This window comes from Escherichia ruysiae (assembly GCF_031323975.1).
Taxonomy (GTDB): domain Bacteria; phylum Pseudomonadota; class Gammaproteobacteria; order Enterobacterales; family Enterobacteriaceae; genus Escherichia; species Escherichia ruysiae.
The window spans coordinates 4,044,243-4,063,789 of record NZ_JAVIWS010000001.1; the positions used below are offsets into that span (position 1 = coordinate 4,044,243).

At 51.8% G+C, this 19,547-nt stretch carries 18 protein-coding genes; 5 read left to right on the forward strand and 13 right to left on the reverse strand.

The features are described 5' to 3' along the window. Positions 1–32 precede the first annotated feature (32 nt). From glnS to RGV86_RS19395, 3 genes are all read left to right on the forward strand, one after another. Positions 33–1,697, forward strand: coding sequence for a glutamine--tRNA ligase (gene glnS, locus RGV86_RS19385; RefSeq protein ID WP_001287167.1), 1,665 nt, complete (start codon positions 33–35; stop codon positions 1,695–1,697). Positions 1,698–2,273: 576 nt separating this feature from the next. Further along, on the forward strand, positions 2,274–3,680 hold the full coding sequence (gene chiP / locus RGV86_RS19390) for a chitoporin ChiP (RefSeq protein WP_001201188.1): 1,407 nt from the start codon (positions 2,274–2,276) through the stop codon (positions 3,678–3,680). Positions 3,681–3,729: 49 nt separating this feature from the next. Further along, positions 3,730–4,062, forward strand: coding sequence for a ChiQ/YbfN family lipoprotein (locus RGV86_RS19395; RefSeq protein ID WP_000733591.1), 333 nt, complete (start codon positions 3,730–3,732; stop codon positions 4,060–4,062). Between the two features lie 95 nt (positions 4,063–4,157). Here the strand turns inward: RGV86_RS19395 and fur are convergent, their stop codons facing one another. The 5 genes from fur to ybfF form a co-directional block, all read right to left on the reverse strand. Further along, a complete protein-coding gene (gene fur, locus RGV86_RS19400; protein WP_000131706.1) occupies positions 4,158–4,604 on the reverse strand; it encodes a ferric iron uptake transcriptional regulator in 447 nt (148 codons plus the stop codon). After that, entirely contained in the window at positions 4,597–4,683 is an 87-nt protein-coding gene (gene uof / locus RGV86_RS19405) for a fur leader peptide (protein ID WP_001695552.1), read from the reverse strand. Before uof ends, fur begins: the two co-directional genes overlap by 8 nt. A 209-nt stretch (positions 4,684–4,892) precedes the next feature. Then, entirely contained in the window at positions 4,893–5,423 is a 531-nt protein-coding gene (gene fldA / locus RGV86_RS19410; protein WP_010346538.1) for a flavodoxin FldA, read from the reverse strand. A gap of 139 nt (positions 5,424–5,562) precedes the next feature. Further along, on the reverse strand, positions 5,563–5,856 hold the full coding sequence (gene ybfE, locus RGV86_RS19415; RefSeq protein WP_024165168.1) for a LexA regulated protein: 294 nt from the start codon (positions 5,854–5,856) through the stop codon (positions 5,563–5,565). Positions 5,857–5,995: 139 nt separating this feature from the next. Continuing rightward, a complete protein-coding gene (gene ybfF / locus RGV86_RS19420) occupies positions 5,996–6,760 on the reverse strand; it encodes an esterase (RefSeq protein ID WP_000773260.1) in 765 nt (254 codons plus the stop codon). A gap of 184 nt (positions 6,761–6,944) precedes the next feature. On the opposite strand from ybfF, the gene seqA reads away from it, so the two are divergent. Both seqA and pgm read left to right on the forward strand, forming a co-directional pair. Then, on the forward strand, positions 6,945–7,490 hold the full coding sequence (gene seqA, locus RGV86_RS19425) for a replication initiation negative regulator SeqA (RefSeq protein ID WP_001515978.1): 546 nt from the start codon (positions 6,945–6,947) through the stop codon (positions 7,488–7,490). A 25-nt stretch (positions 7,491–7,515) separates the two neighbouring features. Beyond that, on the forward strand, positions 7,516–9,156 hold the full coding sequence (gene pgm / locus RGV86_RS19430) for a phosphoglucomutase (alpha-D-glucose-1,6-bisphosphate-dependent) (RefSeq protein WP_001297249.1): 1,641 nt from the start codon (positions 7,516–7,518) through the stop codon (positions 9,154–9,156). 222 nt (positions 9,157–9,378) lie between these two features. Here pgm and potE read toward each other — a convergent pair whose 3' ends face one another. The 8 genes from potE to kdpB all read right to left on the reverse strand — a co-directional run bounded on the left by potE (position 9,379) and on the right by kdpB (position 19,542). Further along, positions 9,379–10,698 carry a putrescine-ornithine antiporter gene (potE, locus tag RGV86_RS19440; RefSeq protein ID WP_000075809.1) on the reverse strand — a complete coding sequence of 440 codons (1,320 nt, stop codon included), beginning with the start codon at positions 10,696–10,698 and terminating at the stop codon, positions 9,379–9,381. Beyond that, positions 10,695–12,893 (reverse strand): ornithine decarboxylase SpeF, encoded by a 2,199-nt coding sequence (gene speF, locus RGV86_RS19445; protein WP_085460759.1) that lies wholly within the window; start codon positions 12,891–12,893, stop codon positions 10,695–10,697. Before speF ends, potE begins: the two co-directional genes overlap by 4 nt. A 304-nt stretch (positions 12,894–13,197) precedes the next feature. Continuing rightward, positions 13,198–13,302: a leader peptide SpeFL gene (gene speFL, locus RGV86_RS19450; protein WP_107164369.1), complete on the reverse strand. Its 105-nt coding sequence runs from the start codon at positions 13,300–13,302 to the stop codon at positions 13,198–13,200. Continuing rightward, on the reverse strand, positions 13,269–13,394 hold the full coding sequence (locus RGV86_RS19455; RefSeq protein WP_071987928.1) for a TonB-dependent receptor: 126 nt from the start codon (positions 13,392–13,394) through the stop codon (positions 13,269–13,271). Before RGV86_RS19455 ends, speFL begins: the two co-directional genes overlap by 34 nt. 167 nt (positions 13,395–13,561) lie before the next feature. Next, the gene (kdpE, locus tag RGV86_RS19460; protein ID WP_000186069.1) at positions 13,562–14,239 is read right to left on the reverse strand and encodes a two-component system response regulator KdpE; all 678 of its coding nucleotides are present in this window, start codon (positions 14,237–14,239) and stop codon (positions 13,562–13,564) included. After that, entirely contained in the window at positions 14,236–16,920 is a 2,685-nt protein-coding gene (kdpD, locus tag RGV86_RS19465; protein WP_085460517.1) for a two-component system sensor histidine kinase KdpD, read from the reverse strand. The genes kdpE and kdpD overlap by 4 nt, the downstream gene beginning before the upstream one ends. Next, positions 16,913–17,485 (reverse strand): K(+)-transporting ATPase subunit C, encoded by a 573-nt coding sequence (gene kdpC, locus RGV86_RS19470; RefSeq protein WP_085460518.1) that lies wholly within the window; start codon positions 17,483–17,485, stop codon positions 16,913–16,915. The genes kdpD and kdpC overlap by 8 nt, the downstream gene beginning before the upstream one ends. A gap of 8 nt (positions 17,486–17,493) precedes the next feature. Next, complete coding sequence (gene kdpB / locus RGV86_RS19475) at positions 17,494–19,542, reverse strand: potassium-transporting ATPase subunit KdpB (RefSeq protein WP_085460519.1); 2,049 nt, start codon at positions 19,540–19,542, stop codon at positions 17,494–17,496. Between the last annotated feature and the right edge of the window lie 5 nt (positions 19,543–19,547).

The window sequence follows — 19,547 nt, forward strand, 5'->3', positions numbered from 1 at the left end:
TTATACGTTGTTTACGCTTTGAGGAATCCACGATGAGTGAGGCAGAAGCCCGCCCGACTAACTTTATTCGTCAGATCATTGATGAAGATCTGGCCAGTGGCAAGCACACCACAGTACACACCCGTTTCCCGCCAGAACCAAATGGCTATCTGCATATTGGTCATGCGAAATCTATCTGCCTGAACTTCGGGATCGCTCAGGACTATAAAGGCCAGTGCAACCTGCGTTTCGACGACACTAACCCGGTAAAAGAAGATATCGAGTACGTAGAGTCGATCAAAAACGACGTTGAATGGTTAGGTTTTCACTGGTCTGGTAACGTTCGTTACTCCTCCGACTATTTTGATCAGCTCCATGCCTATGCGATCGAATTGATCAATAAAGGCCTGGCGTATGTCGATGAACTGACGCCGGAACAGATCCGCGAATACCGTGGCACCCTGACGCAGCCGGGTAAAAACAGTCCGTACCGCGACCGCAGCGTTGAAGAGAACCTGGCGCTGTTCGAAAAAATGCGTACCGGCGGTTTTGAAGAAGGTAAAGCCTGCCTGCGTGCGAAAATCGACATGGCTTCGCCGTTTATCGTGATGCGCGATCCGGTGCTGTACCGCATTAAATTTGCTGAACACCACCAGACCGGCAACAAGTGGTGCATCTACCCGATGTACGACTTCACCCACTGCATCAGCGATGCGCTGGAAGGCATTACGCACTCTCTGTGTACGCTGGAGTTCCAGGACAACCGTCGTCTGTATGACTGGGTTCTGGACAACATCACCATTCCTGTTCATCCGCGCCAGTACGAATTCTCGCGCCTGAATCTGGAATACACCGTGATGTCCAAGCGTAAGCTGAACCAGTTGGTGACCGACAAGCACGTAGAAGGCTGGGACGATCCGCGTATGCCGACTATTTCAGGTCTGCGTCGTCGTGGTTACACTGCGGCTTCTATTCGTGAGTTCTGCAAACGCATCGGCGTGACCAAGCAGGACAACACCATTGAGATGGCATCTCTGGAATCCTGTATTCGTGAAGATCTCAACGAAAACGCGCCGCGCGCAATGGCGGTTATCGATCCGGTGAAACTGGTTATCGAAAACTATCAGGGCGAAGGCGAAATGGTCACTATGCCGAACCATCCGAACAAACCGGAAATGGGTAGCCGTCAGGTGCCGTTTAGCGGTGAGATTTGGATCGATCGCGCCGATTTCCGCGAAGAAGCTAACAAGCAGTACAAGCGTCTGGTGCTGGGTAAAGAAGTGCGTCTGCGTAATGCTTACGTGATTAAAGCAGAACGCGTGGAGAAAGATGCCGAAGGCAATATCACCACCATCTTCTGTACTTACGATGCCGACACTTTAAGCAAAGATCCGGCTGATGGTCGTAAAGTGAAAGGCGTTATTCACTGGGTAAGCGCGGCACATGCGCTGCCGGTTGAAATCCGCCTGTACGATCGCCTGTTCAGCGTGCCGAATCCAGGCGCTGCGGATGATTTCCTGTCGGTGATTAACCCTGAATCACTGGTCATCAAACAGGGCTTTGCTGAACCGTCTCTGAAAGACGCGGTAGCGGGTAAAGCGTTCCAGTTTGAGCGTGAAGGTTACTTCTGCCTCGACAGCCGCCATTCTACGGCGGAAAAACCGGTATTTAACCGCACCGTTGGGCTGCGTGATACCTGGGCAAAGGTTGGCGAGTAATTCTAAGTTTCACCATGCCGGATGCGGCGTAAATGCCGCATCCGGCAAGAAACACACAAACAGTATCAAACGCTAAATTGCCTGATGCGCTACGCTTATCAGGCCTACGAGATCTCTACAATATATTGAATTTGCGTGCTTTTGTAGGTCGGATAAGGCGTTTACGCCACATCCGGCATGAAACATACAAAAATCCCAAAGCCGCGCTCTGCGGCGTTTTTTCTGCTTATCATCGCGAATTAATTCCGCTTCGCAATTTATCCGTAAAATAAATTTAAAAACACAAATCATAATTAAATAAAATGTAACCGCTTTCATCCTACTGGAAAGCCACATATTTTTTCTTCTACAAACTCTTCTGCTGCAAACTTAAATCCTGTAACAAAAATCATCAAAATATGTGCGGTTGCTCATGTTCTTACATTCTCGTTACAGAAAGAGATTGATAATTCGCGTCGCGAAAAATAGTCTGTTCCTGTAGTCAGCGAGACTTTTCTCAACGCTACTTTTTTAATTTTTATTTTTTTCGCTGTTCACCTGTGGTGCAGCAATTTATACGTCAAAGAGGATTAACCCATGCGTGCGTTTAGTGGCAAACGTAGTACGCTGGCGCTGGCTATCGCCGGTGTTACAGCAATGTCGGGCTTTATGGCAATGCCGGAGGCTCGCGCCGAAGGATTCATCGACGATTCAACCTTAACCGGCGGTATCTATTACTGGCAGCGTGAACGCGACCGTAAAGATGTTACCGACGGTGACAAATACAAAACCAACCTTTCTCACTCCACCTGGAACGCCAACCTCGATTTTCAGTCTGGTTATGCTGCTGATATGTTCGGCCTTGATATTGCCGCATTTACGGCGATTGAAATGGCAGAAAACGGCGACAGCTCTCACCCGAACGAAATCGCGTTTTCAAAAAGTAATAAAGCCTATGACGAAGACTGGTCCGGCGATAAAAGCGGTATAAGCCTGTATAAAGCAGCGGCTAAATTTAAATACGGTCCGGCGTGGGCGAGGGCTGGTTATATTCAGCCAACCGGTCAGACGCTGTTAGCGCCGCACTGGAGCTTTATGCCGGGTACTTATCAGGGTGCGGAAGCCGGGGCGAATTTTGATTACGGCGATGCCGGTGCGTTGAGTTTCTCCTACATGTGGACCAACGAATACAAAGCGCCGTGGCATCTGGAAATGGATGAGTTTTATCAGAACGATAAAACCACCAAAGTTGATTATCTGCACTCCCTCGGGGCGAAGTACGACTTCAAAAATAACTTCGTACTGGAAGCGGCGTTTGGTCAGGCGGAAGGGTATATCGATCAATATTTTGCCAAAGCCAGCTATAAATTTGATATCGCCGGTAGCCCGTTAACCACCAGCTACCAGTTCTACGGTACGCGCGACAAAGTTGACGATCGCAGCGTCAACGATCTTTATGACGGCACCGCCTGGCTGCAGGCGTTGACCTTTGGCTACCGGGCGGCTGACGTAGTGGATTTGCGCCTCGAAGGCACCTGGGTTAAAGCCGATGGTCAGCAGGGATACTTCCTGCAACGTATGACCCCAACCTACGCTTCCTCGAACGGTCGCCTGGATATCTGGTGGGATAACCGCTCTGACTTTAACGCCAACGGCGAAAAAGCGGTCTTCTTCGGTGCGATGTATGACCTGAAAAACTGGAATCTTCCCGGCTTCGCCATCGGCGCTTCCTACGTTTATGCATGGGATGCCAAACCAGCGACATGGCAGAGCAATCCGGATGCGTACTACGACAAAAACCGGACTATCGAAGAGTCTGCTTACAGTCTGGATGCGGTCTACACCATTCAGGACGGTCGCGCCAAGGGCACGATGTTCAAACTGCATTTCACCGAATACGACAACCACTCCGACATCCCAAGCTGGGGTGGCGGTTACGGCAACATCTTCCAGGATGAGCGTGACGTGAAATTCATGGTTATCGCGCCGTTCACTATCTTCTGATGCCCGACGCGGCAGGTATTTCGCCTGCCGCGCGTTTGAGGAATTTGCTATGAAAAAACTGATTCTCATCGCCATGATGGCATCGGGGCTGGTGGCTTGTGCGCAATCAACCGCGCCACAGGAAGACAGTCGTCTGAAAGAAGCTTACAGCGCCTGCATCAACACAGCACAAGGCTCGCCGGAAAAAATTGAGGCCTGCCAGAGCGTGTTAAACGTGCTGAAGAAAGAGAAACAACATCAGCAGTTTGCCGACCAGGAAAGTGTGCGGGTACTGGATTATCAGCAGTGTCTGCGCGCAACGCAAACCGGTAACGACCAGGCAGTGAAAGCCGATTGCGATAAAGTCTGGCAGGAAATTCGCAGTAATAACGCTACGCAGTAAAAACAAAAAAAGCGAGGGCTGTAACTCTCGCTTGTTCTTATTTCCCTGGTATAAAAAAGCCAACCCGCAGGTTGGCTTTTCTCGTTCAGGCTGACTTATTTGCCTTCGTGCGCGTGCTCATCTTCGCGGCAATCGCCTTCGGCGCAGTGACCGTAAAGATAGAGACTATGGTTAGTCAGGCGAATACCATGTTTCGCGGCGATTTCACGCTGACGCGCTTCGATAGATTCATCACTAAATTCAATAACCTTGCCGCAGTCGAGGCAGATCAGGTGATCGTGATGATGTTGCTGGGTCAGTTCAAATACGGATTTACCGCCTTCAAAATTGTGGCGGGTGACGATACCGGCATCGTCAAACTGGTTCAGTACGCGATATACCGTAGCCAGACCAATTTCTTCACCCATATCGATCAGACGTTTGTATAAATCTTCCGCACTGACGTGATGGTTGTCCGGCTCCTGAAGAACTTCCAGGATTTTTAAACGAGGAAGCGTTACTTTCAGGCCAGCTTTCTTTAGGGCGGTATTGTTATCAGTCATGCGGAATCTGTCCTGTTACTAAGCGGTTCACTTCATTAGGAGAAGTGACAGAATTTGCTCTTGAGATAATGCGTATCATTATAGAATTGCCACGCCTAAATGAAAACTACAAGTCCCTGGCAAATATTGTTAATAAAAACGTGGCTTAGCTTACATTTACATCGGCAAGGCCACTTCAATACTGGAACATTGTACAGGTACTACGGCAAAAGTTACAAATTTGTAGCAATTATTTTGATTGGCATTATCTATTAATACGGCGTAGACATTAGCCTACACCGCATCACATCAGGCGTTGATAATTTCGTCGAGATGCAGCTCTTCAGAAATTTGCTTAACCCATTTTTCCACGCGTTCAGCGGTCAGTTCCGGCTGACGGTCTTCGTCAATAGCCAGGCCGACAAAGTGATCGTCATCTGCCAGACCTTTTGATGCTTCGAAATGGTAGCCCGCAGTTGGCCAGTGACCCACGATAGTCGCGCCGCGCGGTTCGATGATGTCACGGATAGTGCCTAATGCATCACAGAAATATTCGGCGTAATCTTCCTGGTCGCCACAGCCAAACAGGGCAACCAGTTTACCATTGAAATCAATCTCTTCGAGAGTCGGGAAGAAGTCGTCCCAGTCACACTGCGCTTCGCCGTAATACCAGGTTGGGATACCCAGCAGCAGAATGTCATAAGCTTCCAGATCTTCTTTGCTGCTTTTTGCAATGTCATGGACATCGGCAACGTCTTTACCAAGCTGTTTTTGAATCATTTTTGCGATATTTTCGGTATTACCGGTGTCGCTGCCGAAAAAGATGCCAGTGATAGCCATGAGTGAAATAACCTCTTGAAACTTATTGAAATGGGGGTGGCAAATTGCCCACGGATAAAGGCAATCATAGCAGAACAGGCAGTCTTGCGGAATCAGCAAACGGGCAGGACTGCACACTGTGCTACATGAAAGTGGAAATTTAAACGATGCCTTGACTACGCAGTGCCGCCAACTGCTGCATCAAAATCTCTTCGATCAGTTCGCTACGGCTCATATTGCGCGACTCTGCCAGCTCATTCAGCGCCTCGACAGCTTCCGCGTTCAGCTTCAGTTCGACACGCTTAAGACCACGTACTTTGTCGCGTTTTAGCTGGTTGCGTTTATTAATACGCAGCTGTTCATCGCGCGAAAGCGGATTGGTTTTCGGTCGTCCCGGTCGACGCTCGTGCGCGAACAGATCTAATGTCGTACGGTCCGTTTGTTCTTTGGCCATGATCTTGGTGACTTCGGGGGAAACAATCAGCCGGGCGTCTGCCCGGATGGATAGCGCGCCATAATACATCAGCGCGATGAGTCACGCCAACGCCCACGCGCGGAAAGCGACGCGGACGCTGGGTTTTTAATCAGTTGCGTTAATCATTGAGATAGCGACGGATGGCGCGCAGTACCGCATCAGGTTTTTCGGCGTGTACCCAGTGACCCGCACCCGCAATCACATGCGCCCGTGCCTGCGGGAATTGCGCCAGTAAATCATCACGATATTGTTCAGTGACATACGGTGAATTACCGCCGGGGATAAACAGGGCAGGGTGATCCCATGCCGGGATTTTCTCCCAGCCAACAATATGCGGATACTGATCCCACAACACTGGCACGTTAAAACGCCATTCACCATCAACGTAAGATTTCAGCAGAAACTGAATCACCCCTTCTTCATTCAGATGTTGGCGCATCACCGTTGCTGCCTGCTGTCGTGTTTGCGCGCTGGATTCGCTGACGGCGTTGATGGCGGCGAAAATCTCATCATGACGACGCACGTGATAATCAACCGGCGCAATATCGATCGCCACCAGCTTATCGATGCGATCGGGGGCTAGTGCAGTTAGCGCCATAACGGCTTTACCGCCCATAGAGTGACCGATAAACGTCGCTTTTTCGATCTGTTGTGCATCCAGCGTATCCAGCAGATCTTGCGCCATTGCTGGATAATTCATCACAGGATCGCGCGGTGAAAGTCCGTGGTTACGCATATCGACCTGGATAATATTGTGGTCGCTCACCAGGTCGCGCGCCAGAACGCCGAGGTTGTCGAGACTACCAAACAAACCGTGGACGAGGACGATGGGAGAATTATTATGCTGGTTTTGTGCAGATTGCGCGCGGATATTCAATTTCATGGCAAAGTTCTTTTTTTCGCGAAGTCGGGTTAGGGTATTATGTTGACCATTGTGCCACAGGGCTGCAACAAATAAGGTTTAATCCGAGTTTTTCTGCAAGCCAGGCTTGACGCTATCCGCTGCCGGGATTTATTCATATACTCCTGGCGACTTGTATTCAGCTAAGACACCGCACTGGATTAAGATGAAAACGATTGAAGTTGATGATGAACTCTACAGCTATATTGCCAGCCACACTAAGCATATCGGCGAGAGCGCATCCGACATTTTACGGCGCATGTTGAAATTTTCCGCCGCATCACAGCCTGCTGCTCCGGTGACGAAAGAGGTTCGCATTGCGTCGCCTGCTATCGTCGAAGCGAAGCCGATCAAAACGATTAAAGACAAAGTACGCGCAATGCGTGAACTTCTGCTTTCCGATGAATACGCAGAGCAGAAGCGCGCGGTCAACCGCTTTATGCTGCTGTTGTCTACACTATATTCTCTTGACGCTCAGGCGTTTGCCGAGGCAACGGAATCGTTGCATGGTCGCACGCGCGTTTACTTTGCGGCAGATGAACAAACGCTGCTGAAAAATGGTAATCAGACCAAGCCGAAACATGTGCCAGGCACGCCGTATTGGGTGATCACCAACACTAACACCGGCCGTAAATGCAGCATGATCGAACACATCATGCAGTCGATGCAATTCCCGGCGGAATTGATTGAGAAGGTTTGCGGAACTATCTAAAACGTTGCAGATAAAGGACAAAGCAATGGCAATCCACAATCGTGCAGGTCAACCTGCACAACAGAGTGATTTGATTAACGTCGCCCAACTGACGGCGCAATATTATGTACTGAAACCAGAAGCAGGGAATGCGGAGCATGCGGTGAAATTCGGTACTTCCGGTCACCGTGGCAGTGCAGCGCGCCACAGCTTTAACGAGCCGCACATTCTGGCGATCGCTCAGGCAATTGCTGAAGAACGTGCGAAAAACGGCATCACTGGCCCTTGCTATGTGGGTAAAGATACTCACGCCCTGTCCGAACCTGCGTTCATTTCCGTACTGGAAGTGCTGGCAGCGAACGGTGTAGACGTTATTGTGCAGGAAAACAATGGCTTCACTCCGACGCCTGCCGTTTCCAATGCCATTCTGGTTCACAACAAAAAAGGTGGCCCGCTGGCAGATGGTATCGTGATTACGCCGTCCCATAACCCGCCGGAAGATGGTGGTATCAAATACAACCCGCCAAATGGTGGCCCGGCTGATACCAACGTCACTAAAGTGGTGGAAGACAGAGCTAACGCACTGCTGGCCGATGGCCTGAAAGGCGTGAAGCGTATCTCCCTCGACGAAGCGATGGCATCCGGTCATGTGAAAGAGCAGGATCTGGTGCAGCCGTTTGTGGAAGGTCTGGCGGATATCGTTGATATGGCGGCGATTCAGAAAGCTGGCCTGACGCTGGGCGTTGATCCGCTGGGCGGTTCCGGTATCGAATACTGGAAGCGCATTGGCGAATATTACAACCTCAACCTGACCATCGTTAACGATCAGGTCGATCAAACCTTCCGCTTTATGCACCTCGATAAAGACGGCGCGATCCGTATGGACTGCTCTTCTGAGTGTGCGATGGCGGGTCTGCTGGCGCTGCGTGATAAGTTCGATCTGGCGTTTGCTAACGACCCGGATTATGACCGTCACGGCATCGTCACTCCTGCAGGTTTGATGAATCCAAACCATTACCTGGCGGTGGCAATCAACTACCTGTTCCAGCATCGTCCGCAGTGGGGCAAAGATGTTGCAGTGGGTAAAACGCTGGTTTCTTCTGCGATGATCGACCGTGTGGTCAACGATTTGGGGCGCAAGCTGGTAGAAGTACCGGTAGGCTTCAAATGGTTTGTTGATGGTCTGTTCGACGGTAGCTTCGGCTTTGGCGGCGAAGAGAGCGCGGGGGCTTCCTTCCTGCGTTTCGACGGTACGCCGTGGTCAACCGATAAAGACGGCATCATCATGTGTCTGCTGGCTGCGGAAATTACCGCAGTCACCGGTAAGAACCCGCAGGAACACTACAACGAACTGGCGAAACGCTTTGGTGCGCCGAGCTACAACCGCTTGCAGGCAGCTGCGACTTCCGCACAAAAAGCGGCGCTGTCTAAGCTGTCTCCGGAAATGGTGAGCGCCAGCACCCTGGCAGGTGACCCAATTACCGCGCGCCTGACTGCTGCTCCGGGCAACGGTGCTTCTATTGGCGGTCTGAAAGTGATGACTGACAACGGCTGGTTCGCCGCGCGTCCGTCAGGCACGGAAGACGCATACAAGATCTACTGCGAAAGCTTCCTCGGTGAAGAACATCGCAAGCAGATCGAGAAAGAAGCAGTCGAGATTGTTAGCGAAGTTCTGAAAAACGCGTAAACATATTAAATAAGAAAAAGGGCGGTCGGAAGATCGCCCTTTTTACTTATGACTGCCTGATGCGCTACGCTTATCAGGCCTACGAGGATAGTGCAATCTATTGAATTTACGCTATTTTGTAGGCCGGATAAGGCGTTCACGCCGCATCCGGCATGAACAACGAGCACTTTGTTAATAATCCCAAAGGGCGATCATTCGATCGCCCTTTTTTACTTCGCTTTATTAACCGTGTTTATTTTTCAGTTCAAAGCGGGGTGATACCAGACCATACAGTGTCCAGCCGAGGAAGGTCACGATGGAGCCATACAGCATGGCCTCTTCCCCAGACGAGTACAGCGCATAGAAGCTGTACATCGCACCAATAAAGGCAACAAAGTTAGCCACTTTCGCTTTAGCAGCCGGAACATTCGCTGCTTTCTGGATGATTACCAGTGCTGCCATCGACAGAATATACGGGATGATATTGGTCACCACGGCCAGGTTAACCAGCACGTTGAACTGGCTGTTCAGCGACGGGCTAATGGTCATCAGCGATAATCCGCTCTGGATAATCACAATGGTCAACATTCCCTGAACCGGTGCATCTACTTTGGTTACACGGGAGAAAATTTTCGGGAAGTACCCTTCATCGGCAGAAGATTTAAACACCTGGGCAATGGTGAACTGCCAGCCGAGCAATGAACCGCAGCAGGACATCACCATCAACGCCATAATCACTTTACCGACTTCCGGTGTGAACATCTGCGCGAAGGCCAGACCAAACGGTGCCGTTGAATTTGCCAGCTCCATATTGGGCACAATCCCGGCAATCACGTTAGTAGAGACGATATAAATTACTGCCGCACCCAACGTACCGCCAAGAACAGCAATTGGCACGTTACGTTCCGGGTTTTCTACCACTTCAGCATTCGCACAGGCAGACTCCAGACCGAGAAAAGCCCACAATGTCATGGCGATGGAAGAACCAACCGCGCTAAAGAAGGGCGCATGATGCGGATTCCAGGAGTCAGCGTAAAGCGTCGGGCTGAACCAGAACCAGCCGATAATGCACAGGCCAATTACCGGAATAATGACACCCCACACGGTAATGCTACTGATTTGCCCGGTAATGCGTGCACCACCAAAGTTAGCCACGGTACATACCCACAGCACAGCAATAGTGGCAAGACCAATCTGAACAGGCGAAAGGGTTGTGTCAAACAACTCAGTACCGTAGCCAACGGCGGAAATAGCGATGGCGACATTGGCAATCAGTAGCGACACACCGTAGGTATAGTTCGCCATGAAGTTACCGGATTTACCGAAGGCATATTCGGCATAACCCCCCATACCACCTGGTTTACGGCTATACATACCGCATTTTGCAAAGGCCCAGGCCAGCGCCATTGATCCTACAGCCGTCACTAGCCAGGAGATAATCGAGATCGTCCCGACTTCGGCTAGTTTGGTCGGCAGCATAATGATGCCGGAACCCATCATGTTGACCATCGTCAGTATGGTTAACTGCACGACGCCCATTTTATTCGCTTTAGCCTGACTCATAATTTTTCTCCCTTCAGCAGGGCGCTTTGTGCTTCGCTTGATTTGATGACATAGCACCAGACCTGTTTGCGACCGTCATGTTCTTCGATGTAGACCCCCTGTAATTCCGGCGCAAAACCTGGCAGCAGGTTAATGCCTTCTTCCAGGGCAATGAAGTAACGCAGAACTGCACCGCCCCAGACTTCACCCGGAACAACACACAGCACGCCTGGAGGATAAGGCAGGGCACCTTCGGCTGCGATACGCCCTTCTGCATCCGGCAGACGAACCAGCTCCACCTCACCGCGTAAGTAGGCGTAGTTAGCTTCTTGTGGATTCATGCTGACGCGAGGGAAGTGTTCCTTACGGAACATCTCTTTTTGCAGTTGTTTCACGTTATGACGGGCATACAGGTCGTGCATTTCCTGGCACAACTGACGCAGGGTATAACCGGCGTAACGGGCTTCATGTTGTTTGTAAATGGAAGGCAGTACGTCTGCCAGAGGCGCATCATCTTCCAGCAGTTTTTCGAAACGTGCCAGCAGGGCGACAAGCTGTTGTAGTTTGGCCATATCTTCTGCCGGAGTCAGCAGGAATAAAATGGAGTTAAGGTCGCATTTTTCTGGAACGACACTATTTTCACGCAGGAAGTTAGCGAGAATGGTTGCAGGAACACCGAATGCCTCATATTCGCCGTTACGTGCATCAATGCCAGGGGTAGTCAGTAGCAGCTTGCACGGATCGACAAAATATTGGTTTTCTGCGTAGCCTTCAAAAGAGTGCCAGTGTTCTCCTGGTACAAACTGGAAGAAGCGCAGGTCATTGGCAATTTCAGCGGTGGGGTATGACTGCCATGGCTTGCCATCCACCAGTTCAGGAACGAACGGACGAATATGATGACAGTTTTCAAGGATCAGTTTGCGTGCATCAATGCCATTCGCCACGCAGTCCATCCACATATTGCGACCGCTTACGCCTTCATGCATTTTAGCGTTGACGTCCAGTGCCGCGAACAACGGATAGAACGGGCTGGTAGAGGCATGCATCATAAAGGCATTGTTCATGCGTTTATGCGGTACATAACGCGGTTGCCCTTTGATATGGCGGTCTTTTTTATGAATTTGTGAAGTCTGGGAAAAACCTGCCTGCTGTTTATGGACTGATTGCGTAACCAGAATGCCCGGATCGTTTTCATTAAGCTCCAGCAGCAGCGGCGAACAGTCAGCCATCATCGGGATAAACTGCTCGTAGCCGACCCATGCGGAGTCAAACAGAATGTAGTCACACAGATGACCAATTTTATCCACCACCTGGCGGGCGTTATAAATAGTGCCGTCGTAGGTGCCTAACTGAATAACCGCGAGGCGGAACGGACGAGCCTCTTTTGCCCGCTGCGGTGCGACTTCTGCAATCAGTTCGCGCAGGTAATTTTCTTCGAAGCAGTGCGCATCAATGCCACCGATAAAGCCATACGGGTTGCGTGCTGTTTCCAGATAAACCGGTGTTGCACCAGCCTGTAGCAACGCCCCGTGGTGATTAGATTTATGGTTATTGCGGTCAAACAGCACCAGATCGCCCGGTGTCAGCAGTGCGTTTAATACCACTTTGTTTGAAGAGGAGGTGCCGTTTAAAACGAAGTAGGTTTTATCGGCATTAAACACTTTTGCCGCATGTTGTTGTGCGATACACGGCGCACCTTCATGAATCAACAGATCGCCCATCGCCACGTCAGCGTTGCACAAGTCGGAACGGAAAAGAGTTTCACCAAAATACTCTACAAACTGGTTACCCGCCGGATGGCGACGGAAAAACTCGCCGCCCTGATGACCGGGGCAATCAAAGGCGCTGTTACCCTGATTGACATAATCAACCAGTGCGCGGAAGAAAGGCGGGCGCAGCTGCGTTTCATAATGGCTGGCTGCGGTTTCTAACTGGCGACCATAAAACGTTTTCCGCGCTTCGCAATGTTCGAAGACACCCGAAATACGTGACAGGTATTTTGCAGGCACATGTTCTTCATTTTCCGTGGCAATAAATACAGGAATGCCATAGCCAGTAGCGTCTATTTCATCGAGTTTTCCACGTTCAACATCATCGACCGATAAAACAATGGCAGCAACGTCAATATAATTACTTTCTTCAATATTCACGCATACACGATGAGTGGAAAAGTAATTCTGGCAAGAACGACTAACGGCAATTTTTAATTCTGACATTTTTCATCTCTTTATTTCAGGTAATAGCAGGTCCTCAATTTCTCAAAAGAGAAATTGATAACGCCGGAAAAAAGCAAAAAATCACCCCTGATAAATAAATCAGTAGTTTGCTTTTTGTAGATGCAATAACCCGACCAGCCCGGTAACTGGCAATACTCTACCTATCCAGATTGCGGCGTAGCGATCTGAATTAATAAGGGTATAAAAGGGTTAGCAATGTATGAGCACCAGGGGATACAGGTATTAACCTGTTATGCTTAAAGACAGGGAGACCTGTATTTTGAGGTGCCCTTTAGTCAGAAGACTAGCGGGCATTAAAGAAATGAAAGTCAAAGCTATTGCGATGGGAAAACTTCATAATATGAGTTGTTCGCCTTATATGAGGCATTGCACGGTTATTATTTTCCATTTTCCTTTACCTTTTTCTGTATCAGTTGAAGGTGAAATTATTCTATCCATGAAAAGTCTCCGATCTGTGAAGAAGATCAAAAAAATAATCAAATCTAAATCGCTTAATCATTAAGCATCAATGACCCAGAATAGATTGTTATCTTGTTGTTTTGAGATTGTGAGTTCATTGTTTTTTATTTGCAGGTGCCTTAGTTCGGCCGAATAATATTTCAGCAGAACTAAGGTTAAAATTTAAAGCATGAAAAATGAATAAACATTCAAAGCATAAACCGATACCCAATACCGGTTTCAGTAATAAAATGGCGAGGCCGAGCCGGGTCTTGTTCCAGTTTTTGCCGCAGATGCCCCATATAAATCCGCAAATAGTGGCTGTGTTCAACCGCATTTGGCCCCCACACTTGGTTGAGTAACTGGCGCTGGGTGAGCACTTTCCCGGCGTTATTAAGCAGCACCGCCAGCAGGCGGAACTCAATCGGGGTGAGATGCACCTCTTCCTCACCGCGATGGATCACACGAGCCGCTAAATCGACGGTCACATCGGAAAATTTCACCACCGGATCGGGCGCGGCGGTGGCTGAATGGCGGCGTAAAGCGACGCGCAGACGAGCCTGAAGCTCGCCAATGCCAAACGGTTTACTCAGGTAATCATCAGCTCCGGCATCCAGCGCGGCGATTTTGTCGCTCTCTTCACTACGTGCGGAAAGCACAATCACCGGCACCGCGCTCCACTGGCGCAGGTCGCGGATAAACTCAATCCCATCACCGTCGGGCAGACCGAGATCGAGAATAATTAAATCCGGCTTGCGGGTTGCCGCTTCCAGTAAGCCGCGTTGCAGCGTTTCGGCCTCAAAGACGCGCATACCATCGCCCTCCAGCGCCGTGCGCAGAAACCGACGAATAGCCTGTTCATCTTCAACAATCAGAACGTTTGTCACATATCCTCATGAAATTCTTCAAGTTCAGGGGCAGTTTGCTGGGGAAGTGTAACACGAAAACAGGCACCACCTTCCGGTCGGTTGAACGCGGTAATGGTGCCGCCGTGTACATCCACAATCGCCCGACAAATTGCCAGCCCAAGCCCTACACCCGGCACTGCCGATTCTTTATTCCCACGCGCAAACTTATCGAATATCGTCTGCTCCTGGCCTGGCGGAAGACCGGAGCCATTATCCCAGACATCCAGTTGTAGCTTCTCGCCCTCAATGTGGGCATCAATACCAATTTCGGCCTGCGCACCCGCGTATTTCACCGCGTTCTCCAGCAGATTAATCAGCACCCGTTCAAAGAGTGGTCCGTCAACGTGGATTAAAGTCAGCGGTTCTGGCAGAGAAAGGTTGATGGGCGACGATAATCCCGGTTCCAGCATTTGCAGCGCGCTGCCGACCACTTCTTCCAGCGTTAACCACTCTTTCTTCAAATTAAAGCCGCCGGACTGAATTCGCGCCATATCCAGTAGATTATTCACCAGTCGGGTAGTGTTCAGCACATGCTGGCGAATCTCGCTGGCCTGGCGGGCGTGGGGCGATCCTTCGCTTGCCAGATCGAGCGTTAAGATTTCAGCCTGACCGAACAGCACCGTAAGCGGAGTGCGTAAATCATGCGAAAGTGCCGCCAGCAGGGCGTTGCGGATCTGTTCACGTTCGCTTGCCATCCGCGCCTGTTCTTCGCTGGCGGTCAACGTCAGGCGTTCCAGGGCATTGGCAACTAACAGCGTAAACGTCTCCAGCAGGCGCTGCTGTTCCGGGATCATCAACTGGCGCAGATTCCCCGGTTCCACCACCACCAGACCGTAGGTTTTCTCGCCGCTTTTTAACGGCAAAATCTGGTACGGCACGCCGGGTAACGTGTCGGTGCCCGCGCCCGCAGGCAGGCCTTTATCAAAACTCCACTGCGCGATGGCATCGTCCCACGGCGTCATTCCTTGCGGATGTGTCAATGGCTGCAATTTTCCATTGTCATCGGGTAACAATACCTGGCTGCGGGCATGAAACGTGGAGGCAATAAACTGTTCGCTGGTGGCGGCGATATCCTGCGGACTGCGGCCTACTGCCAGGGCTTTCGACATTTCATATAAGTGCCGTGTGCGTTGCTCGCGGTAGCGGGCTACCCGCGCCTGATAACGCACGCCAGCAGTAAGGTTCCCGATCACCAGTCCGACGGTTAACATCACCGTGAAGGTCAGCAGATATTGCACATCAGAGACGGCGAGCGTGCCGCGTGGAGCGATAAAAAAGAGATCGAAACTCACTACATTAATGACGGTGGCGACCACTGAAGGCCAGCGCCCATAAAATAGCGCCACCACTACCACGCCTAACAGATACAGCATCACCAGGTTGGCGGCATCAAACGCCATCAGCCACTGCATGGCAATTAAGGTGATAACGGCGCATAACGCGGCGGCAACCACGCATCCCTGAATCTGTACCCGCCACTTGTCTTTAAAAGAGCGGCTATCCGGCGCGTTGTTAATCGTGCGGGCGGGTGGTTCATCAAGCGCGACCAGCACCTGATCGAGATCGGGGGCGATGCGCGCCAGTCGGTCAGCAAACGTTTCCCGACGCCACCAGCGGCGCGAGGCCGGACGACCGAGAATAATCTTGCCGAGATTATGTTCACGGGCATAACGCACTACGGCTTTTTCTTCCGCTGGATCAGAAAGTGTTGCCGTCTCCGCGCCCAGCTCCTGCGCCAGACGTAAGGCGCGGAGAATTGCCCGACGTTTTTTCTCCGGTAAGCGGTGCAGGGCAGGGGTTTCAACATACACCGCGTGCCAGACGCTCCCCAGCCTTGACGCCAGCCGCGCCGCCGCGCGAACCAGTTTTTCGCTGCCAGTGTTATGGCCGATGCATAAAAGGATCGCGTCACGCGTGTGCCAGACTTTCTCTTCGCCAGGATGCCCCCGCCAGGCGCGCATTTGTTCATCTACGCGATCGGCAGTACGGCGCAGAGCCAGTTCGCGCAGGGCGATCAGATTGCCTTTGCGGAAAAAATGTTCAATGGCGCGCTCCGCCTGCCCGGCAATGTAGACTTTGCCTTCTTTCAGCCGTTGACGCAGATCGTCCGGGGGCAGGTCCACCAGCACCACGTCGTCGGCAGCATCAAAAAAAGGATCAGGCACGGTTTCCCGTACCTGAATTCCGGTGACGCCGCTGACCACATCGTTCAGACTTTCCAGATGCTGAACGTTGACGGTAGTGAAAACATCAATGCCAGCTTCCAGCAGCTCTTCGATGTCCTGCCAGCGTTTGGGATGACGGGAACCTGGCGCATTACTGTGCGCCAGTTCGTCCATTAATATAAGCGCCGGACGGCGGGCGAGGGCAGCATCGAGATCAAACTCGCTGATGTGCCGCCCACGGTACGCCTGGCGTTTTAGCGGCAGAACAGCCAGCCCTTCCAGCATTGCGGCAGTATCTTTCCGACCGTGGGTTTCTACCACGCCAACCACAATATCCAGCCCTTGCGCCCGCAGTCGCTGTGCTTCTGCCAGCATCGCCCAGGTCTTCCCGACGCCTGCACAGGCACCGAAGAAAACTTTTAGCTTCCCCCGATGCGGCGCGGCAGTTTGTTCCAGCAGACGGTCGGGATCGGGACGTAAGGGTTCGTTATTCATCAAGCTTATCCAGCGCCAGATTGAGTTCGACAATATTGACGACCGGCTGGCCGATAAATTTCACCAGCGGTTGTTGGCTGTATTTTGCGACCAGTTGCGTGAGTTGTTCAACGCTGAGATTACGCGCTTTCGCGACGCGTGGGATCTGCCAGGCCGCCGCTTGCGGGGTAATGTTATTATCCAGTCCGCTTGCCGACGCCGTCACCAGTTCAACCGGAACGGTTGCACTGGCATCAGGATTTGCTGCCCGTAACGCGGCAACGCGTGCAGCTATCTGTTTATCCAGCTCCGGGTTACTGACCGCCAGATTGCTCCCGCCAGAAGCCTGTGGATTATAGGGCATTTCTGCCGTTGCCGACGGGCGACCATGAAAATAGCCGTTGCCGGTAAAATTCTGCCCGATTAACGCCGAGCCGCGTACCGTATCACCTTCACGAATCAACGAACCGTTGGCCTGCCAGGGAAACCACCATTGCGCAATCGCGGTGGTCAGCAGCGGGTAAACACCGCCGGTAATCAATAACAGAAAGAGAAATGTCGATAATGCCGGACGTAATCCACTCATGGTAACCCTCACACCAGACCGCAAACGGTCAGCAGTAAATCAATCACTTTGATACCGATAAACGGCACCAGTAGTCCACCCAGACCGTAAATCCATAAGTTACGGCGCAACATGGCAGAAGCCGTAAGCGGTTTATAACTCACGCCTTTTAACGCCAGAGGAATCAAAAAGACGATAATCAAGGCGTTGAAAATCACCGCACTGAGAATGGCGGAGTCGGGCGAATGCAGGCGCATAATGTTCAGCGCATTTAACTGGGGATATGTTGCCGCGAACGCCGCCGGAATAATGGCGAAGTATTTCGCCACATCGTTAGCGATGCTGAAGGTGGTGAGCGAGCCACGGGTCATCAGCATCTGTTTGCCAATGTGCACCACCTCGATCAACTTGGTCGGGTTGGAGTCGAGATCCACCATATTGCCCGCTTCTTTCGCCGCCTGAGTGCCGGAGTTCATCGCCACCGCGACATCTGCCTGCGCCAGCGCCGGAGCATCGTTGGTGCCGTCGCCGGTCATCGCCACCAAACGGCCTTCCGCCTGATACTGACGAATCAATGCCAGCTTGGCCTCCGGTGTCGCTTCGGCGAGGAAATCATCGACGCCCGCTTCCGCAGCAATCGCGGCGGCAGTCAGACGGTTATCGCCGGTAATCATCACCGTTTTAATGCCCATTTTACGCAGTTGCGCGAAACGCTCTTTTATGCCGCCTTTGACGATATCTTTCAGTGCAATAACGCCCAGCACACGGGAACCTTCCACCACCACCAGCGGCGTGGCCCCCTGACGCGCAACGTTATCAACTTTTTGATCGACATCGGCAGGGAAGTGACCACCGTTAGCCTCAACATGGCGGCGAATAGCATCGACAGAACCTTTACGGATCATACGGTTGTCGATGTTGATCCCACTCATCCGGCTTTGCGCAGTAAACGGCACAAAAGTAGCGTGAAGCGACTGCACATCGCGCTCGCGCAGGTTAAAACGCTGCTTGGCGAGGATCACAATACTGCGGCCTTCCGGCGTTTCGTCGGCCAGCGAAGCCAGTTGTGCGGCATCGGCCAGCGTTTTTTCCTCTACGCCCTGCGCGGGGATAAACTCCGACGCCTGACGGTTACCTAGCGTGATGGTGCCGGTTTTATCCAGCAGCAGAACGTCAACGTCGCCTGCCGCTTCAACGGCACGTCCGCTGGTGGCGATAACATTCGCGCCCAGCATCCGGCTCATCCCGGCGACGCCGATCGCTGAAAGCAAGCCGCCAATAGTCGTTGGGATCAGACAGACCAGCAGCGCCACCAGTACCGTTACGCTGACCGCGTTACCGCCCCAGGCAGAAAATGGCCATAGCGTTGCGGTTGCCAGTAAAAAGACGATGGTCAGGGCAATCAGCAGGATGGTCAGGGCAATCTCGTTCGGCGTTTTGCGTCGCTGTGCGCCTTCCACCATCGCGATCATCCGATCCAAAAACGTCTCGCCGGGATTAACGCTGCACGCGATCACCAGCCAGTCAGAAAGAATACGCGTACCACCAGTGACGGAGGCAAAATCACCGCCGGATTCACGGATCACCGGAGCCGATTCCCCGGTGATGGCGCTTTCATCAACTGATGCGCCGCCTTCAATGACTTCACCATCGCAGGGGATAATATCGCCAGCTTCTACCAGTACGATATCGCCTTTACGTAGTTGATCGGCAGGAACTTTGTCCGCCGCAGCGCCATATTTCGGCTCACGCAGCTTGCGGGCAAAGGCGGTTTTTTTGACCCCTTTCAGACTGTTGGCCTGCGCTTTACTGCGGCCTTCTGCCAGCGCCTCGGCGAAATTAGCGAACAGCACGGTGATCCACAGCCAGCCACTAATTGCCGCGCTAAACAGCGCATTGCCAGGCATCGCGCCGCTTGCTATCGCGATGCTAATAACGGTGGTCAGCAGACTGCCTATCCAGACGATAAACATCACCGGATTGCGCCATTGCGCCTGCGGGTTTAATTTTTTCACCGCTTCTTTCAGCGCCTGAACGACAAGTGTTGGTTCGAATAGCGCCAGTTGTTTACGACTCATATTCA

Bases quoted from the DNA above. Each gene is read 5' to 3' on its own strand.
- glnS (WP_001287167.1), top strand. From the start codon at position 33: ATGAGTGAGGCAGAAGCCCGCCCGACTAACTTTATTCGTCAGATCATT.
- chiP (WP_001201188.1), top strand. From the start codon at position 2,274: ATGCGTGCGTTTAGTGGCAAACGTAGTACGCTGGCGCTGGCTATCGCC.
- RGV86_RS19395 (WP_000733591.1), top strand. From the start codon at position 3,730: ATGAAAAAACTGATTCTCATCGCCATGATGGCATCGGGGCTGGTGGCT.
- fur (WP_000131706.1), bottom strand. From the start codon at position 4,604: ATGACTGATAACAATACCGCCCTAAAGAAAGCTGGCCTGAAAGTAACG.
- uof (WP_001695552.1), bottom strand. From the start codon at position 4,683: ATGATACGCATTATCTCAAGAGCAAATTCTGTCACTTCTCCTAATGAA.
- fldA (WP_010346538.1), bottom strand. From the start codon at position 5,423: ATGGCTATCACTGGCATCTTTTTCGGCAGCGACACCGGTAATACCGAA.
- ybfE (WP_024165168.1), bottom strand. From the start codon at position 5,856: ATGGCCAAAGAACAAACGGACCGTACGACATTAGATCTGTTCGCGCAC.
- ybfF (WP_000773260.1), bottom strand. From the start codon at position 6,760: ATGAAATTGAATATCCGCGCGCAATCTGCACAAAACCAGCATAATAAT.
- seqA (WP_001515978.1), top strand. From the start codon at position 6,945: ATGAAAACGATTGAAGTTGATGATGAACTCTACAGCTATATTGCCAGC.
- pgm (WP_001297249.1), top strand. From the start codon at position 7,516: ATGGCAATCCACAATCGTGCAGGTCAACCTGCACAACAGAGTGATTTG.
- potE (WP_000075809.1), bottom strand. From the start codon at position 10,698: ATGAGTCAGGCTAAAGCGAATAAAATGGGCGTCGTGCAGTTAACCATA.
- speF (WP_085460759.1), bottom strand. From the start codon at position 12,893: ATGTCAGAATTAAAAATTGCCGTTAGTCGTTCTTGCCAGAATTACTTT.
- speFL (WP_107164369.1), bottom strand. From the start codon at position 13,302: ATGGAAAATAATAACCGTGCAATGCCTCATATAAGGCGAACAACTCAT.
- kdpD (WP_085460517.1), bottom strand. From the start codon at position 16,920: ATGAATAACGAACCCTTACGTCCCGATCCCGACCGTCTGCTGGAACAA.
- kdpC (WP_085460518.1), bottom strand. From the start codon at position 17,485: ATGAGTGGATTACGTCCGGCATTATCGACATTTCTCTTTCTGTTATTG.
- kdpB (WP_085460519.1), bottom strand. From the start codon at position 19,542: ATGAGTCGTAAACAACTGGCGCTATTCGAACCAACACTTGTCGTTCAG.